General features: G+C 38.1%; 15 protein-coding genes and 1 tRNA gene. 9 read left to right on the forward strand and 7 right to left on the reverse strand.

Annotation, left to right across the window (positions count from 1 at the left end):
* The coding region (locus HE1_RS04905; RefSeq protein ID WP_035545382.1) for a hypothetical protein at positions 1–253 on the reverse strand (253 nt) is incomplete at its 3' end.
* 368 nt (positions 254–621) lie between these two features.
* Complete coding sequence (locus HE1_RS04910; protein ID WP_035545384.1) at positions 622–972, reverse strand: hypothetical protein; 351 nt, start codon at positions 970–972, stop codon at positions 622–624.
* Positions 973–1,131: 159 nt separating this feature from the next.
* Between HE1_RS04910 and HE1_RS10460 the strand changes: the two genes are divergently transcribed.
* Both HE1_RS10460 and HE1_RS08325 read left to right on the forward strand, forming a co-directional pair.
* Complete coding sequence (locus HE1_RS10460) at positions 1,132–1,305, forward strand: transposase (RefSeq protein WP_206537249.1); 174 nt, start codon at positions 1,132–1,134, stop codon at positions 1,303–1,305.
* A 113-nt stretch (positions 1,306–1,418) separates the two neighbouring features.
* Positions 1,419–1,592 (forward strand): hypothetical protein, encoded by a 174-nt coding sequence (locus HE1_RS08325; protein WP_006298925.1) that lies wholly within the window; start codon positions 1,419–1,421, stop codon positions 1,590–1,592.
* A gap of 627 nt (positions 1,593–2,219) precedes the next feature.
* On the opposite strand, the gene HE1_RS04925 is transcribed toward HE1_RS08325, so the two are convergent.
* Positions 2,220–3,383 carry an aminotransferase class I/II-fold pyridoxal phosphate-dependent enzyme gene (locus tag HE1_RS04925; protein ID WP_035545385.1) on the reverse strand — a complete coding sequence of 388 codons (1,164 nt, stop codon included), beginning with the start codon at positions 3,381–3,383 and terminating at the stop codon, positions 2,220–2,222.
* On the opposite strand from HE1_RS04925, the gene bioB reads away from it, so the two are divergent.
* The 7 genes from bioB to HE1_RS09090 all read left to right on the forward strand — a co-directional run bounded on the left by bioB (position 3,371) and on the right by HE1_RS09090 (position 13,522).
* On the forward strand, positions 3,371–4,360 hold the full coding sequence (bioB, locus tag HE1_RS04930; protein WP_166354055.1) for a biotin synthase BioB: 990 nt from the start codon (positions 3,371–3,373) through the stop codon (positions 4,358–4,360). The two genes, HE1_RS04925 and bioB, sit on opposite strands and share 13 nt — an antisense overlap.
* 171 nt (positions 4,361–4,531) lie before the next feature.
* Entirely contained in the window at positions 4,532–7,327 is a 2,796-nt protein-coding gene (gene secA / locus HE1_RS04935; protein WP_006303653.1) for a preprotein translocase subunit SecA, read from the forward strand.
* Between the two features lie 202 nt (positions 7,328–7,529).
* Positions 7,530–7,865: an HIT domain-containing protein gene (locus HE1_RS04940; RefSeq protein WP_023492124.1), complete on the forward strand. Its 336-nt coding sequence runs from the start codon at positions 7,530–7,532 to the stop codon at positions 7,863–7,865.
* Between the two features lie 361 nt (positions 7,866–8,226).
* Complete coding sequence (locus HE1_RS04945) at positions 8,227–8,721, forward strand: DUF3576 domain-containing protein (RefSeq protein ID WP_162531280.1); 495 nt, start codon at positions 8,227–8,229, stop codon at positions 8,719–8,721.
* 22 nt (positions 8,722–8,743) lie between these two features.
* The gene (gene leuS, locus HE1_RS04950) at positions 8,744–11,305 is read left to right on the forward strand and encodes a leucine--tRNA ligase (RefSeq protein WP_006303656.1); all 2,562 of its coding nucleotides are present in this window, start codon (positions 8,744–8,746) and stop codon (positions 11,303–11,305) included.
* Between the two features lie 92 nt (positions 11,306–11,397).
* Positions 11,398–13,272 (forward strand): ABC-F family ATP-binding cassette domain-containing protein, encoded by a 1,875-nt coding sequence (locus tag HE1_RS04955; protein ID WP_006303657.1) that lies wholly within the window; start codon positions 11,398–11,400, stop codon positions 13,270–13,272.
* A 76-nt stretch (positions 13,273–13,348) separates the two neighbouring features.
* Positions 13,349–13,522: a hypothetical protein gene (locus HE1_RS09090; protein WP_206537250.1), complete on the forward strand. Its 174-nt coding sequence runs from the start codon at positions 13,349–13,351 to the stop codon at positions 13,520–13,522.
* 227 nt (positions 13,523–13,749) lie between these two features.
* Here HE1_RS09090 and radA read toward each other — a convergent pair whose 3' ends face one another.
* The 4 genes from radA to HE1_RS04975 all read right to left on the reverse strand — a co-directional run bounded on the left by radA (position 13,750) and on the right by HE1_RS04975 (position 17,060).
* Positions 13,750–15,096 carry a DNA repair protein RadA gene (radA, locus tag HE1_RS04960; RefSeq protein ID WP_006295190.1) on the reverse strand — a complete coding sequence of 449 codons (1,347 nt, stop codon included), beginning with the start codon at positions 15,094–15,096 and terminating at the stop codon, positions 13,750–13,752.
* A 183-nt stretch (positions 15,097–15,279) separates the two neighbouring features.
* Positions 15,280–15,353 (reverse strand) — tRNA-His (locus tag HE1_RS04965).
* A 158-nt stretch (positions 15,354–15,511) separates the two neighbouring features.
* Positions 15,512–16,051, reverse strand: coding sequence for a nucleotide exchange factor GrpE (locus HE1_RS04970; RefSeq protein WP_006295188.1), 540 nt, complete (start codon positions 16,049–16,051; stop codon positions 15,512–15,514).
* A 4-nt stretch (positions 16,052–16,055) separates the two neighbouring features.
* On the reverse strand, positions 16,056–17,060 hold the full coding sequence (locus tag HE1_RS04975) for a heat-inducible transcription repressor (protein WP_006295186.1): 1,005 nt from the start codon (positions 17,058–17,060) through the stop codon (positions 16,056–16,058).
* Positions 17,061–17,246 lie beyond the last annotated feature (186 nt).

Here is a 17,246-nt window from a genome sequence, read left to right on the forward strand (position 1 = left end):
TGATTACTTTTAACCGCTTTGAAATGCCACTATATGTCGCTTCAATGCCACTTTGCATTGATCCAAACCCTTGGTTGATTAGCTTTTCTAACATTCTTAAACGAGTTTTCTTGCCAAGGAGTATTAATCTCAGCAAACCTTTGAATAGTAATTCTTCGGTGATTTTATTATTATATCTATTGACATCGTAAAGTTTTCCTAGTCTCTCTAACCATATATCAATACATATACTCATAATATCTATCTCAACCACTTTTAACACTTATGGGGGCTAGAGAGGGCAAATAACGCATCTCAATCCCCCCTTTCTTTTTCTGCTTTTTGGTGTATTTGTTTGTGTTATAAGGTCCTTAATCCGGAATTTAGGCACCTTTGAATAAGCGTCTTTAGCTAATCAAAAAACCTCTTCAAGGGGGTTAAGGACACCATCGTAAGGCGCATCCCTCCCATCAGGTTCACGTAGGCCGTCGTAGCAATGGGGGGCCTGACAGGTGATTTTCGTTGCCATGGTGGGGGGCATCACCAAACAGGATAGTTCGGCAGTATTGTCATCACCGTTGAATAAACGCTTCCTGCTTGGCTGCCTTTGCGGGCTGTGTTTCTGGATTTTTAAATGAAAAGTTATAGGCGTGCAACGTCTTGCTTTGAATCGTCTACGCAATACCTAAAGAACATATCACTTACTTTCACATACGCACGTAGTGGCTTTCCAAATGTGCGATAAGTTTTGCTGTTTGTGAAAAATTCAGCTTGCTTACAGAGCCCCAGCTTGACACCATTAACCTTTGATCTTCCTTCTCCTCTACGATCGTCAATCAGAAGAGCCTCTAGCAATTTGACGCTCCACTCTGATAACAAAATTGCCTTAATCCTATCTTCTACGCGTCGGTTCGTAACGCAACACGATCTCCTTCTTTCAGAAATCTTTGTATAAGAAACATTATTAAACTTGTAAACAATTTCATTCAGCATGAGTGTATCTACAATGTTTTTAAGAAATATTATTAAGAATTGTACATTTAAAATTACTAAAAGAACCTGTATTCATGAATAAAATAAAGGCTTGAAGGTGTAGAAGAAGAATTATCCAAACGATTTAAAAGAGAGAGCAAGATGTGAAAAATCATCATTTTGATAACGGCAATTACGGAAATAAAAGCAAATACAACAAAAAAAAGTAATGAGATATTTTATATAATCAAAAGCGGTTGTCAATGGCGCATTCTACCAAAAGATTTTCCACCATATTCGACGGTACATTCGTTTATAGACGATGTAGGATTAAGGGGGTATGGGAAAAAGTAATGCATGAACTTGTTAAGATACGCCGAATTAAGTATGAAAGGAGCAAGAATCCCAGCTATAGCATCATTCACAAAGTGTTAACCCCACAGGTGCCTCAGAAAAAATAGGTATAGATGGGGGAAAAAATACGTAAACGGCATAGTGTTGTTGATACGCAAGACAATCTGCTTCATATCACGGTTCATAAGGCCAATACGCATGACACAGGTGCTGGGTGCAGAGTTTTTAAGGAAGCGGTGCAAAAATCATCATACATTAAAGGGAGTGTGTGCAGATGCTGGATATAGAAAATCCATGAAGGAATTAGTGAAAACTAATTGAATAAAACTATAGCAATCTCAGAGTGTATAGCAATCTCAGAGTATATATCTCAAAGATAGGCTATACTTGCCAAAGCGTTGGATTGTCGAAAGAACGCATGGCTAAATCATTTTCGAAGGGTATCTAAAAATTATGAAATTTCTATAGCGACTGCTGAAAACATGAGTATGATAGCCCATTCCATGATCCCATTAAGAATGGTTAGCTGAATCATTAATACAGGTTATAAAATCCGGACTGATAATGGTGCTCAATTTACCTATGCGCTTCTAGCTGAGCATCTTTGTCCCCCCCCCCCATCCTTTTGATGCAACGTGTAAAGCTTATAAAACTTGAGCATAGGCTTACACAATTTAGACATCCTTGGACCAATGGACAGGTGGAGGGTACAAACAGAATGATCAAACAATATACAACAAAAACATATATTATCAGTAATTGGAAAAACTTAAAAAGAATTTGATAACTTTTGTTTTATATTATTAATCATCGACGTAAACTTAACTCATTGAGATATCAAACTCCCTTTGATATCTTTCTTAAAGAGTTTGATCACAATCCAATATATGGTGTTGGGACTGAACAGTTAATGATTAATAAATACGATTTTCCCTTAATTTTTTCCATTCCTGCATGAACCGAAGAAGATCTTCTTGGGTATGAAGGGCTTTCAATCCAATACGCAAACGTGCTTGATTTGGGGGGACTGTAGGGGGGCGAATTCCAGAAACATAAATATGTTTAAAGCCAAGGTAATGTTGAATTTCCATAACGCTTTCTTCGTTTTTCAAGATGATGGGAATAATGTGCGTTGTACTTGATCCAATATCTTCTCCTTGTTCGGTTAGCATTTTTCTAAAACTTTCACCAAGAGATTTCAGGTGAAGGCGCTCTTTGTTCATTGTTTTGATCAAGTTCCACGCTCGAAGTGCCGCTGCCACAACGCAAGGAGAGGGGGCTGTAGAGTAAATAAATCCTTGAGCCTTGTTAATCAAATATTCTTTTAGTATCTTGCTGCACGCAATGTATGCGCCACTTCCCCCCAAAGCTTTGCTGAATGTGCCCATAATGATGTGAGGAACTTGGCTCCAATCTTGCAAGGTAGAACATCCATATCCGTTAATACCAAAAAGTCCTGTTGCGTGAGCTTCGTCTAAATATACAAAAGTCTTGTATTTTAACGCTAGTGCATGGATGTCTTTTAGGGGGGCTGTGTCTCCATCCATTCCAAAAACTGTTTCTGTTACTATAAATTTAGGTCTAGAGTCTTTGGCATATTTTTCTAATAAACATTGAAGATGTTTTGTGTCTAGATGACGATATCGCACCCATTCACACTGACTGAATAGTAAAGCTTGATAAATACTGGCATGATTTAATCGATCAGAAAACACAACTGGGCAGCCCCCTAATATTCCACGATCTAAAATTGCTGATAAAACACTGAAATTAGCTTGAAATCCTGAAGAAAAAAACAATGCCGCTTCTGTTTTTTTATCTAAAGCGATTTGTGTTTCAAGTTGATCGCAAAAAGGATGGTATATAGAAGAAATTCTAGAGGATTTTGCCCCCATCCCATAGATCTGTATTGCGTTGATGGCTTCTTTTAAAATTTTCGGGTGTTGGCTTAATCCTAAATAATCATTATTGGAAAAGTCTAAAACAGAAGAAAATTTTTCTTGACGAAAAATCGGTAATTTGCGATACTTCAGCGTGTTATTTAGTGTGTGAATGTAGTCTTGATATGGAGTGTACATTTTCTGCCTGCAAAGGTTCTTGTGAAAAATCTTCTTTGTCCTGCTTTACATTAGAACAAGCGCAAGGGCTTTTCTTTAAGCCTTTTTTGGAACTTTTATACGAAGCACAACAGCTTCATAGAAAAAATTTTTCTTCTAGCACTGTGCAGATTAGCACGCTTTTAAGCATCAAAACAGGGGGATGTTCAGAAAATTGTGCCTATTGTCCCCAATCTGCGCGCTATAGGACGGGGGTTAAGGCATCTCCACTGATGGATCTTGAAAAAGTAGTGGTGGCTGCAAGGCGTGCAAAAGAGGCAGGGGCAACGCGCTTTTGTATGGGAGCTGCTTGGCGTGAACCAAAAACTCAAGATCTTGATCGAGTGTGTGAAATGGTTCGTGCAGTAAAAAAGCAAGGAATGGAAACCTGTGTTACTTTGGGAATGCTAAAGGAGGATCAAGCCTTACAATTAAAACAAGCCGGATTAGATTTTTACAATCATAATATCGATACGTCCATAGAGTTTTACGATAAGGTTATCACAACTCGGACCTTCCAAGATCGATTAAATACGTTAGAAGTTGTGCGAAAGGTTGGAATTAAAGTATGCTGCGGGGGAATTATTGGAATGGGAGAAAGTAATGAGGATCGATTAAGAATGCTTGTTCTCTTGGCTAATTTAGCTCCACCTCCAGAATCTGTTCCTATAAATCAATTGATTCCTATCCCAGGGACTCCGCTTGCAGACCGTCAGGCCGTGGATGGATTTGATTTTGTTCGTATTGTTGCAGTGGCACGATGTTTAATGCCCAGGTCTTATATCCGCCTTTCAGCTGGTCGTGAAAACATGTCTGACGAACTTCAAGCGTTGTGTTTTATGGCGGGAGTTAACTCTATATTTTATGGGGAAACGCTCTTAACCGCTGCCAATCCTAAACCGGAAAAAGATCTAAATTTGTTAAAGCGTCTTGGAATTTCTGCGGAAAATTTTTCTTAGCGTTGGAAAAAACGTACCTTAATTAAAAAGTGCTCTGTAAAAAATAGAAAAGGAGCAGTTCAGATGTTAAGTTTTTTAAGGCATCGCATTGGTTTTTAAAGCATATGTATGGCATAATAATGAACATGTGTGCGGCAAAGTAGTCTTTTGAGAAAGTAGAGGATTAAGAGAATGTGGAAAACCTTACATCAACAATTTATAAATTTTTTTAAAAAAAATCATAGAAGTTTAAAAATTCTTCAAAGTTTACATAAAATTGTTGCTGATATTAACGCTCTAGAAGCTCAAATGAAGGCGCTTAGTAATGAGGCGCTTCAGCAAAAGACTAAAGAATTTAAAAATCGTCTTCAAGAAGGGGCATCCTTGGATAGTCTTCTTTGTGAGGCATTTGCGGTTGTTCGTGAAGCTTCAGTAAGAACTTTGGGAATGCGTCATTTTGATGTCCAGCTTTTGGGGGGGGCAGCTCTTCACAAGGGAATGATTGCGGAAATGAAAACGGGAGAGGGAAAAACTTTGGCTTCCACTGCTCCTGTTTATTTAAATGCTCTTACAGAAGAAGGAGTTCACATTGTTACAGTTAACGATTATTTAGCCAACCGTGATGCTTCTACATTGCGTCCTTTGTATAGTTTTTTAGGGTTGTCTGTTGGGTGTGTGACAAGCGATATGCCTTCTTATGAAAAACCCCAGGCGTATCGATGCGATATTACTTACGGCACTAACAATGAGTTCGGTTTTGATTTTTTACGAGATAACATGAAAACTCGCTTAGAAGATCAAGTGCAGCGTGGGCATCACTTTGCTATTATCGACGAGGTTGATAGTATTCTTATCGACGAAGCGAGGACTCCTTTAATTATTTCAGGACCTTCAGAAGATTCCTCGCAATTATATCAAGTTATTGATCAAGTGGTAGCAAAACTTTTACCCGAACATTACGAAAAAGACGAAAAACAAAAAAATATTTCTTTTACAGAACAAGGATGGAAAACCGTTGAACACTTGATACAGGAATCTAATATTGTTCAAGAAGCAACATTATTTGATGCCAAGAACACGATGCTCGTTCATCATTTAAATCAGGCGCTTAAAGCTCGATTCATGTTTGAAAAAAACATAGACTACATTGTGCATAATGAAGAAGTAATTATTATCGATGAATTTACTGGACGTATGAAAAAAGGAAGCAGGTATTCAGATGGGTTGCACCAAGCGCTAGAGGCAAAAGAGGGCGTAGAAATCGAACCTGAGAATCAAACTTTGGCTTCTATTACCTTCCAAAATTATTTTTTGATGTATAAGAAGCTTGCAGGAATGACAGGAACTGCAATGACTGAATCTGCGGAATTTCAAGAAACGTATAGTTTGCCTGTGGTGTGCATTCCTACGCATCGTTCAGTACGCCGAAACGATTTGGATGATGAAATTTTTGCAACTTTTTCAGGAAAGATAAAAGCAGTGGTTCAACTCGTGAATGAATGTCGTCAACGTCAGCAACCTGTTTTGGTGGGAACTTCTAGTATTGAAAAAAGTGAGATTTTTTCAAATGCTTTTAAACAAGCAGGCATTCCTCATCATGTTTTAAACGCCCGTCATCACGAACAGGAAGCGGCAATTATTGAAAGAGCAGGGCTTCCGGGAGCAGTGACCATTGCAACCAATATGGCAGGACGCGGAACAGATATTCAATTGGGGGGAGCAATAGGAAGTGAGCTTGCACTTCTTTTAAAAAATATAGAAGATCAGGAAGTAATTCATCGTATAGAGCAAGAAGTTAGAGAAAAAGTTCAAGAACGAAAAGAAATAGCTATTCAGGCAGGGGGATTATATATCGTAGGAACTGAGCGTCATGAAAGTCGTCGTATCGACAATCAGTTAAGAGGACGCTCTGGACGGCAAGGAGATCCAGGAACTTCTAAATTTTTTATTAGTCTTGAAGATGACTTAATGCGGGTGTTTGGGTCTAATATTGAGTTTGTCAAGCGGTCTTTCTTGAAAGACAACCAAGATGACAGCGTTCCTGTTACACATCCGTGGCTGACACGTAATATAGAAAAAGCTCAAGGAAGGGTGGAAGCACAGCATTTTGAACGACGCAAACAATTGTTAAGGTATGCTCAAGTACTAAACGAACACAGAAAAGTTATTTATGAAACAAGAAATGATTTGTTAAGAGAAAAAGCGCTAGAGGTATTTCAAGATACACAAGAAGCGTTAGTTCACAATTTTATTTCTTACTATACAGATCCTAAAAAGTTACCTGATTTTTGGGAAATATCAACTTTGAAAGAAAGCATAAAGCGAGTATTTCAAATAGAGGTGGATATTCAGCAGTGGATAGAACAAGAAGTCTTATCTCCAGATATTTTGGAAGAAAGAATTCTGTCGTGCATTGAACATGCCTACCAGAAGCAGACAGAAATATTAGATACAGAGTTGGTTCAGTATATGGTGCAAAACATTTTGCTGCAGACTTTAGATCAAGAGTGGACGAAACACTTAAACGTCATGTCCCATTTAAGAGAAGGGATTCACTTACGTTCTTATGGCCAAAAAGATCCTTTAAATGAGTATAAAAAAGAGTCTTTTACATTATTTAAACATATGATTCTGGAATGGCAAGAAAGATCTTTGACTCAGTTTTACAATATAGATCCATCAAAGCTTTTGGAAAAATGGAACAGTATGTACGATGATGATATGGATGAAAAAGATGAACTGATAGAAGGAGCAGAGGAAAAAGATTTAGATAATTTTTATTTTGAACACTCTCCTGAAGAAATAAGCCCTAAAGAAACAAGAAAAAAAGTAGAGCAAGATGATGAAAAGCCAGATCTAGATATTGGTAATACGAAAGATCAAGCTCCTGACTATTCTTCTGTTTCTAGAAATTCTCCGTGCCCATGTCAATCTGGAAGACGGTACAAGCATTGTCATGGAAGTATGGAAGAAGATGCGTTCTTGTAAAGTTTATTTTTAAAAAATCAGCATTCAGCACTTCAAAAAGGGCAGGGGGAGGCTCTTTTTGGTTGTTAAGGAAAGAATAACGATATTTGTTTAGCGTTTTTTTAGTTTATATTTACGCGTTTTTTGTAATAGTTAATTTATTTTTACGGTATTGTGTTTGTTAAAAGAATTAACTACAATGAATAGATCTTTCAGTAACTGTATGTTTATGTCTGAATTGAATGTTTTTCTTAAGATCGTTCAAGGGATTATCCCTTGCCAAAAAGTTTGGGAAGATTCCTACACCTTATGTTTTAAAGACGTTTCTCCTAAAGCTCCTGTGCATGTTTTGTTGATACCTAAAGGGGAATACCTAAATGCTTTGGAGTTTTATAAGAACGCCTCTACTGAAGAAATTTTATCCTTTCAAAAAGGAATAGTTGAGGTTGTGGAGCTTCTTGGACTTGAAAAAAACGGGTTTCGTGCTATAACGAATCAAGGAAATTATGGTCATCAAGAAGTGCCGCATTTTCATCTTCATATTTTAGGGGCAAAATAAGAGTAGGGGGTTAGTATGGGGTGGGGTATTTTTAAAAACAAGCGAATAAAGTCAAGTATCCTTGGGGTTCTTTTAATACTTTTTTGTTTTGGTATCGTTTTTCATTGACGCTTTAAATGAAGAATAGCTTGCAAAAAGTAGTTTAGAGCCTGGAGTTTTGGTGATGTCGTTTTATACAAGGCGCCTAGTAAGATGAAATTAATGAAAGAAAACTACAAAAATTGGCTCTATTTTTATTTATGAAATTTCTCTTGATCTTGCCAGAAAAGATTGCTAATGTAGTATTGATTTTTTTATGTGTATTAATATGCGGTTTTTGATTTTTGAGATAGAAACTTGGAGAACTTTAGAAGGTCAGTTTTTGAAAATAGTCTTTAGCATCGTCGTATCAACTGCTTTTTTTTTGTTTTTAGGGTGTCAGGAATTAAGAAGTTCAGAAAAAGTTGGCCTTCCTACCGAACGACAGTTAAAAACTTATGACAACATGAAACCTTTGTTCCCCAGCCCCTTAGAGCTAGCAGAAAAAAAGTCAGAACCCTTTAAAAAAGCTTTTGCTTTGTGGTATGGTGCCTTAAAAGCATTGGCGCGAATTCCTTTGGAAATTTTCGATCCAGAGCGTGGATTTTTACAAACGCATTGGTATATTCCAAAAGATCTTCCCAATCATCGTCTTCAAGTGAAAGTTTGTATTATTCCTTGCCAAGAAATTCGTGTGGAGGCATTATCTGTTACTGTTCTCCATCAAGTTTTAAAACAGGAGCAATGGATCATTATTCCAACTTCGTTAGAATTAGAGCAGAAAATTAAGCGCAGTATTTTACTGCATGCTCGCGATTACGCTGTTCAAAATAAATAATCTTTAAAGAAGGAGTGTCCGTATGAATCACCACAATTATTCTCCATTATCTTGTGAGAAAAAATGGCAAAAAATTTGGCAAGAAAGTAATGCCTTTGAACCTTGCGATCATTCTAAAAAAATGTACGTTTTAGAAATGTTTCCTTATCCTTCTGGGCAGTTACATGTAGGTCATGTAAGAAATTACGCATTAGGAGACGTTATTGCACGTTTTTTTCAGCAAAAAGGGTACAGCGTGTTGCATCCCATGGGGTGGGATGCTTGTGGGCTTCCTGCAGAAACCGCTGCTTTAAAGCAAAAAGTAGATCCAAAAGACTGGACATATCGTAACGCAGAAAATATGCGTCAACAACTTCAAGCGTTGGGGCTATCATTGCAGTGGTCTAGAGAGCTTTTTTCTTGCGATCCATCTTACTATGTTCATGAACAAAAAATGTTTCTTAAATTTTATGAACAGGGAATCGCTTATCGCAAGCAGGCAGAGGTTAATTGGGACCCGGTAGATCATTCCGTTCTGGCCAATGAACAGGTTATTCAAGGAAGAGGGTGGCGTTCTGGAGCATTAGTAGAAAAGCGCCTTCTTGATCAGTGGTTTTTCAAGATTACTGATTTTGCAGAAGAGTTATTGGAAGGATTGCAGCAGCTCACCCAATGGCCTGAGCACGTAAAGCGCATGCAAGAACAATGGATTGGAAAATCGCAAGGTGCGTGTATCCAGTTTGGTGTCTGGGATACTCCCTTAACGTTTACGACATTCACCACTACCCCTGAATTATTGTTTGGTGCAACATTTTTTGCTCTTTCTATTCAGCATCCTCTAGCGGTACTTTGGGAAAAAGAAAATCCAAAAATCGCAGAATTTTTAAAAAAGCAAAATTGTAAAGATACCTCTACTCGCACAGCAGAAACTGAAGAAAAAGAGGGAGTTTTTTCTGGATATTATGGAAAGCATCCCTTTTTAGGGCAAAATCGGATTCCAATTTACATTACAAACTATGTTCAAGGACATTACGGAACTGGTGCGATTTTTGGATGTCCTGCCCATGATGCGCGGGATTTTGAGTTCTCTAGACGCTACGGACTTTCGGTAACTTCTGTGATTCGTCCATTTGAAGCGCAAACGGTTCCTTTTCAAAGTGATGGGCGCATGGTGGATTCAGAATTTTTGAATGGGATGACAGTTTCCGAAGCGCATCATTCCATGTTAAGAGCGTTAAGTAAGCAAAGTTTTGGACATCCTCAAACGGTGTATCGATTAAAAGATTGGTGTGTCAGCAGGCAAAGATATTGGGGCGTGCCTATTCCTGTTATTCATTGTCCTTCTTGTGGAATAGTTCCTGTTCCACTAAAAGATTTACCCGTGATTTTACCAGAAGATGTGATGTTTGAAGGAAAGGGGAATCCTCTTGCTGCACACCCAACGTGGAAGCACGTTCTTTGTCCTTCTTGTCAAGCGCAAGCACAAAGAGAAACAGATACATTTGATACCTTTGTAGAATCATCTTGGTATTTTGCAAGATTTTGCGATGCACATAATACTCAAGAACCCTTTTCTAAAGAATCCATCGAGACATGGATGCCAGTTGATCACTATATTGGCGGAGTAGAGCATGCAATTTTACACCTTTTGTATGCGCGGTTTTTTTCAAGAGCTTTAAAAGCTTGTGGATATTGGGATATTGAAGAACCTTTTCAAAGACTATTTACTCAAGGGATGGTGTGTCATAAAACGTACACAGCCCAAGATGGAAGCTATCTTTACCCTGAAGAGATAGAAAAACAGGAAGATGGCTCTTATTGTCGCTCTAGTGATAGAAGCCCAGTAACGGTGGGGCGCAGCGAAAAAATGAGCAAATCTAAGAGCAATGTAGTAAGTGTAGATCATATGATAAAGACTTACGGAGCAGATACTTTGCGGCTTTTTATGCTTTCAGACACCCCCCCAGAAAAAGATTTGGAATGGAGTATTGAGGGGATTGAAGGATGTTGGAGATGTGTTCACCGATTCTGGAATGTTTTTTCGGAAACTCAGAATAAAATTTCTTTTCATGATCATCTAAAAAAGCCTAAAAATTTTTCTTTGATTGCTAAAAACTTAAGAAGAACCACACACCGCAGCATTTGTTTTATTGAACGTGCCATCAAAGGGTATCATCTGAATAAGTATATTACGTTGTTGCGAGAGTTAGGGAATGCAATTCAAGATTTTCAAAATGATTTTCAAAAAGATGATGATTCTTCTTCCTGGGCCTTAAAAGAAGCGGTTTTAGCTTTTATTTCTATGATGGCTCCTGTTATGCCTCATTTAGCTCAAGAGCTGTATAACCATATAAACCCTGGTGTGTTTATCCATTCTGTCAAATGGCCATCTTATGAAGAAGCCTTGCTTCAAGATGAAGTGGTTACGTTGGCTGTTCAAATTAATGGAAAATCAAAGGGAACGATTGAAGTTTCTATTCATGAAGATGAAGCGGAAATACTAAAAAAAGTTTTAAAAGTTCCAAAGTTTCAAGCAGTGTTAAACGGAAAAGAAATGCACCGTGTCATTATTATTCCTCATAAAATTGTAAGTATTGTTGTGTAAAATAGGAAAGATATGTTGAAGTTTTTTTTTGGATGCATTCAGTTGAAAGAGTGTAAAGCCGTAGTCTTGAATAAAAGAAAAGGAAATATTGTATGAATATTTTAACTCTTAAAGATGCTGCGTTACATGTTCATAAGAAGGTTATACTGTCTAAAGAAACTGTGCACATTTATGCTGGAGAAAAAATTGCTCTAGTAGGGCGCAATGGGTGTGGAAAGTCCACTCTTTTAAGAGTTCTTGCTCAAGAACTTGATATTGAGGAAGGGGTTTATATCCCAAAACCTGGATTGTCTATTGCATATCTGTGTCAAAATCATAAAAATGTTCCGGAATGTTCCGTAGAAACCTTTTTGCACGAAGTCTTGAAAGCGCCTCACTTGGCGTTTCAGGCAGAGGAACTTTTATTAACTTTAAACTTAGATCCTAAACAAAAGCTTTCTCAGCTGTCAGGAGGGGAATTAAGGCGAGCATATATTGCAAGAACTTTGTTAATTCCGTCAGATTTAATTATATTGGATGAGCCCACCAATCATTTAGATATCGTGGGTATTGAGTGGCTAGAATCGTGGATTTTAAAATCCAAGCAGGCATTTATTATTGTTGCTCATGATCGAAAGTTTTTAAAAAACGTTACGCAACGGACGTTGTGGCTTCATCAAGGAAAACTAAGGTCAGCCCCCGTGGGATTTGAGGGGTTTGAAACGTGGCAGGAAACTTTTTTGCAAGAACAAATTCGTATTCAGTCTCGTTTAGATGTAAAATTAGCTCAAGAATTGCGCTGGTTGGCTCGTGGTGTGACTGCGCGACGACGACGAAATGAGGGGCGCTTATCCCGTCTTAAAGAGCTGCGCGCGCAAAAAGCAAATTTCAGTAAAAATCAGCAAAAAATGGTACCGTCTCGCCAAGATGATGTAGGCCTTACACGACAATTAATGGAAGGCTGGAATTTGGGGTATACGTTACCAGAGGGCAGGGGGTTGTTCAAGGAGCTCAATTTTCGCTTGCTGAAAGGTGACCGTATAGGAATTATAGGGCCAAATGGATGTGGAAAGAGTACATTAATTCGTGTTCTTACCAAAGAAATAACGCCTAGCGAAGGAATATTAAAAACTGCTTCTACGCTTCATTGGAGCATGTTTAAGCAAAATCAGCCTATAGAAGAGCTTTCTTTTTCGGTCAAACGTTTTTTGTGTTCTCAAGGGTCAGACTATGTAGACGTTCAGGGAAAGCAGCGTCATGTGGTTGCGTATTTAAAAGAGTTTTTATTTTCTCCAGAACAAGCTCACTGTCTTGTTCAAATGCTTTCGGGGGGGGAAAGAAATCGTTTGCGTTTGGCAAAGCTATTATCTCAAAGTCCTGATTTGTTAATCTTAGATGAACCTACCAATGATCTTGATATTGAGACTTTGGATTTTTTAAAAGATTTTTTATTGCAGTATGCGGGAACTATTATTATTGTATCTCATGATCGGGATTTTCTGGATGATGTGGTTTCAAGCGTTTTAGTTTTTGAATCTCAAGGAAAGGTTAGAGAGTTTGTTGGAAGTTTTAGTGAATATCTTCAAGCAGAGTCAGAACGCCATGCATTTTTTAAGATTCCAGAAAAATCGTCAAAACCTTGTGCTGAAAAGTCTTCTAGTGTTGAAGCTTCGGCGCGATCTTCTTTGAAAAAAGAAAAATTATCTTATCGAGAAAAATTTTTACTGGAAAATGGATTACAGGAAATTGAAGAGCTTTTAGATCAAAAAAGGAGATTAGAAGAGCAGTTGGTGCATTTTCAAAGGAACTCTCCTCTTCCACTTAACGCATCTCAAATAGAGCAGCTTTCTGTCATGAGTCAAACGCTTTGTGAGTGTTTAGAAAAAATTCAAGAAAAAGAAGAAGCCTGGATTAACGTTGCAGAAAAAGAATCTCGCCTTTGCAGCAAAGATGAAAAAGATTGCTTACTAAGGCCCGTCCTCAATTAAGCAAAACGACAAGTAAAACCAAGTGAACAACGCCCATAGAATTTACGGACGTTTATCATAGCGCGAGGCAATGGCTTTGCATTGCTTTCAGTTTAGCAAAAAAATTCTAGATCGAATGACGGGATTTAATAAAAATACGTATCATATTTCTGAAAGAAGGAGATCGTGTTGCGTTACGAACCGACGCGTAGAAGATAGGATTAAGGCAGTTTTGTTTCCGACAAAGGGGAAGCTATCGTCAAATTGCTAAGGCTCTTCTGATTGACGATCAGTCGTCATGTAGAGAAGTATAAGAAGGATCAAAAGTTAATGGTGTCAAGTGGGGGCTCTGTAAGCAAGCTGAATATTTCACAAACAGCGGAACTTATCGCACATTTGGGAGTGTTGCGAGATAAGGTAATTTAAGGACCATCAGTATAGGAAGTTTAAATCAACTTAATTGAGGAAGGCCCTAATATTTTATTTTACGTTTCAATTTCATTTCACAAAATGTTGCAAAATATCCTGCGCATGATGAATTGGATAAGAGGTTAAAGAAGTCGTCACACAAGAAGGTGCCATGAATACCGATGTTAGCCCCAACTGTTCTGCTTCTTTTAATCGTTGTGCGCTATAGGGAACTGGCCTGACTTCGCCGGTTAAACCTATTTCTCCAAATGCTATGGCCCCTTGAGGGACTGGGCGTTTTTTCAAGCAAGACAGTAATGCCAGTGCAACGCACAAGTCGGCAGCAGGCTCAGTTATCCGGATACCTCCCAGTACTGTTAAAAATACATCCTTATTAGAAAATTGAATCTGACATCGTGCTTCTAGGACCGCCAAAATCATAGAAAGACGATTATGATCCCATCCAACAACTGATCTTCTTGGGCTTGCTAAAAATGACGGAACAGAGAGAGCTTGAATTTCTAGTAACAAAGGGCGAGACCCTTCCATCCCAGAAAAAATACACGATCCAGGAATAAGGTGGGACTTTTGACTTAAAAAAAGACGTGAAGGATGCGTTACTTCTTCTAACCCTTTAGAATTCATGTCAAATACACCGATTTCTTGTGTAGGACCGAATCGGTTTTTTACCGTACGAAGTAAGCGATAGGGGTGAGTTTTTTCCCCTTCAAAATATAGAACGGTGTCTACCATATGTTCTAAAACTTTTGGACCCGCAATCATGCCATCTTTTGTGATGTGCCCTACTACCATTATTGCAAGCCCAGTATGTTTTGCCAGCGTAATTAAAAGTTGCATACAATGACGAATTTGAGTCAACGTTCCTGCAGTGGAAGATACTTCTCCTGATGCTAATGTTTGGATCGAGTCTATGATTACATACCCCTTTACACCTTGAATTGTTGGGGATAATAAAGAAGAGATGTTGGATAATACCCCGTCTAAATCATGAGTTGCAATAAGATGAATAGGAGTATTCTGAATATCCATGCGATGCGCTCTGAACCGAATTTGAGCAGCAGATTCTTCTCCAGACACGTAAATAACAGGAATGCGCTCTGCCAGTGCGGCGGCCACTTTTAACAAAAGAGTTGATTTTCCTATACCGGGGTCTCCGGCCAGTAAAGTTACAGATCCTGCTACAATCCCTTCTCCACAAGTGCGATCAAACTCTTTGATGTGAGTCAAAATTCTAGAAAATCTCGTATCTTCTTTCTGTTGAAGAGATTCCACAACAATTTTTTGATGAGAATGAGCTTTATGCAACGCCTGGGGATCTTGAGCAACAAGAGTGTTCCATTCTCCACAATCGCATTTTCCTTTCCACTTTGCATGCTGAAGTCCACAGCTTTGACATAAGTAGATTAACTTTTTCATAGGTGGTTTGTCCTTTTTTCACGAGAAATTTTTACTGGATAAATATTTCTCTGATTTTTTCTTCCTAAACTAAACGTCGATTTCTTTGCACAGATAAATACTACAAAAGCCCTTCAAAAAAACTTCAACCAAAGAGTAAACTACTTAATTCTTCAGTCAAAACTCAAAAAATCAATCAAAAGGGGCGAATGACCGGTTTCGAACCGGCGACCTCTAGAACCACAACCTAGCGCTCTAACCAGCTGAGCTACACTCGCCATATTTTTACTGTAACAAACAGTTTATCTTTCGTCAAGTCTGAAAAAAATCTGAAAATTTTTCTAGGTAAGCAATTTTCGATATTTTTAATAATTTGATTGTAACTATTTTTTGTTCCTTTAAGATTTTAAATTTTACTTACCTAGTTAAATAGAAACTAATTACTGCCTTCTTGATTTCCAGAAGAAACAACTACTAATGCTGCGCGTAATACGCGGTGATGCAAAGTATATCCTTCTTGCAAAACACTTACAACGATTCCTTTTTCGTGATGAACATCAGGCACCTCCTTAATGGCTTGATGAAGCTCAGGAGTAAACGGTTGATGCAGCGGATGTATCCTTGCAATTCCAAATTTTTCAAAAACATTCTGCAGCAAAGAAGATGTTAACTTAATCCCCTTATAAAACGCTGAATTTTCTTCAGATTCTTGGCCATTTAAAGCACACTGAAGACTGTCTGCCACCGCTAATAGTTCTTTAGAAAAAGCCGTAAGAGCAAACTGCTCTCTGTCTTTACTAAATGCTTCTACTCGGCGGCAACGATTTTCTGTCTCTGCCATAATTAGAAGCTTTTCTTTTTCTAAATTTTGAATTTTTTCCTCTAAAGCAGCAATTTTTTGCTCTGTGCATACTTGACACGCCTCATCTTCCTTCGTGTGGAGATGCAGCGTTTCTTTTTCTAACTCTTCTTTCATTTTTCTACTCCTTCATAAATTGAGTCATTTTTTCTATAACGGGGATAACTTTTTGATAATCCATATAAAACGGACCAATTGCACCAATAGCACCCTGGACATCTTTTCGAAAAAAAGGCGTAAATACTAGATTAAACCCCTCAAAAGAAAAGGTCTCATGCTCTCTTCCAAAAAAAATATAAAAGTCTTCTGGGTCTCGTGGTAACTGAGATAAAATATGCATTAACGCATCTTCTTTTTCAAGCCACTGCAACAGAGCTTGAAAGGTTGAAAGCGTGGTGGCGCCTGAGATCGCATCAATTAATTGAGATTGCCCTTTAATCAGCATGTATTGCGAAGAGGTTTGCTTTAACGTAACGCTTTCTTCCAAATTTTCTAAGCACTCTGCAAGATACTCAGGGCTTTCGTGATGCAAAACATATTGGCGCACAGCGCTTAAAGACCGATCTGTTACAATATGAGGATTTAAATAACGATGGTATGAGTGAAGATGCCGTGGAGTTACTCGTTTTGGCAATCGAAGCGCATAGGGAGAAACAGTTTCGTTTTCAAAGATCAAAACACCTACAGCACGCTCTGGCGCTATATAAATAAAATCTAAATGCTTCAAGCATGGAACTCGAATAGACCGCATAAAGAAAAATCCTGCACATCTGCATAAAGAAGCAATAGTCTGTATAACACCATCAGGACAAAATTGAACACGCCACGACCTAAAGGCAACTTGTAAGGCGTCTTCTGTTGCCTGACAAAGATAATTCACTTTTCGCACCTTTTGGACATAAAGACGCAACGCGTCAGATGTAGGGATGCGACCAGAAGAACAATGTTCAGAGCTTAACAAGCCATCTTTTTCTAATTTTGCCATAATAGAGCGCAACGTTGCAGATGATTTGGTAAAACCAAGCCGTTCTGCAACCCGCTTAGAGCTTACTGGACTTCGAATTTCTAAATAAATATCAATAACGTGCCATAACGTTTCCAAATCTTTTTGGCTAAAAGAGGCCATATATTACTGGGATGTTCGCTATTTACACAAACGTATTCTAGTACATGTCGACAAAAAGAACAAGAAGCAAAGCTAGAAAACGATAATTCTTTGTTTTCTCACAAAATTTTTGCAGAACATAAAAAAATATTACCAACATTTTACGCAGTAAATAATTTTTATAAAAACGATATAAACAAATAGTTT

It is taken from the genome of Holospora elegans E1 (assembly GCF_000648275.1).
GTDB classification, from domain to species: domain Bacteria; phylum Pseudomonadota; class Alphaproteobacteria; order Holosporales; family Holosporaceae; genus Holospora; species Holospora undulata_A.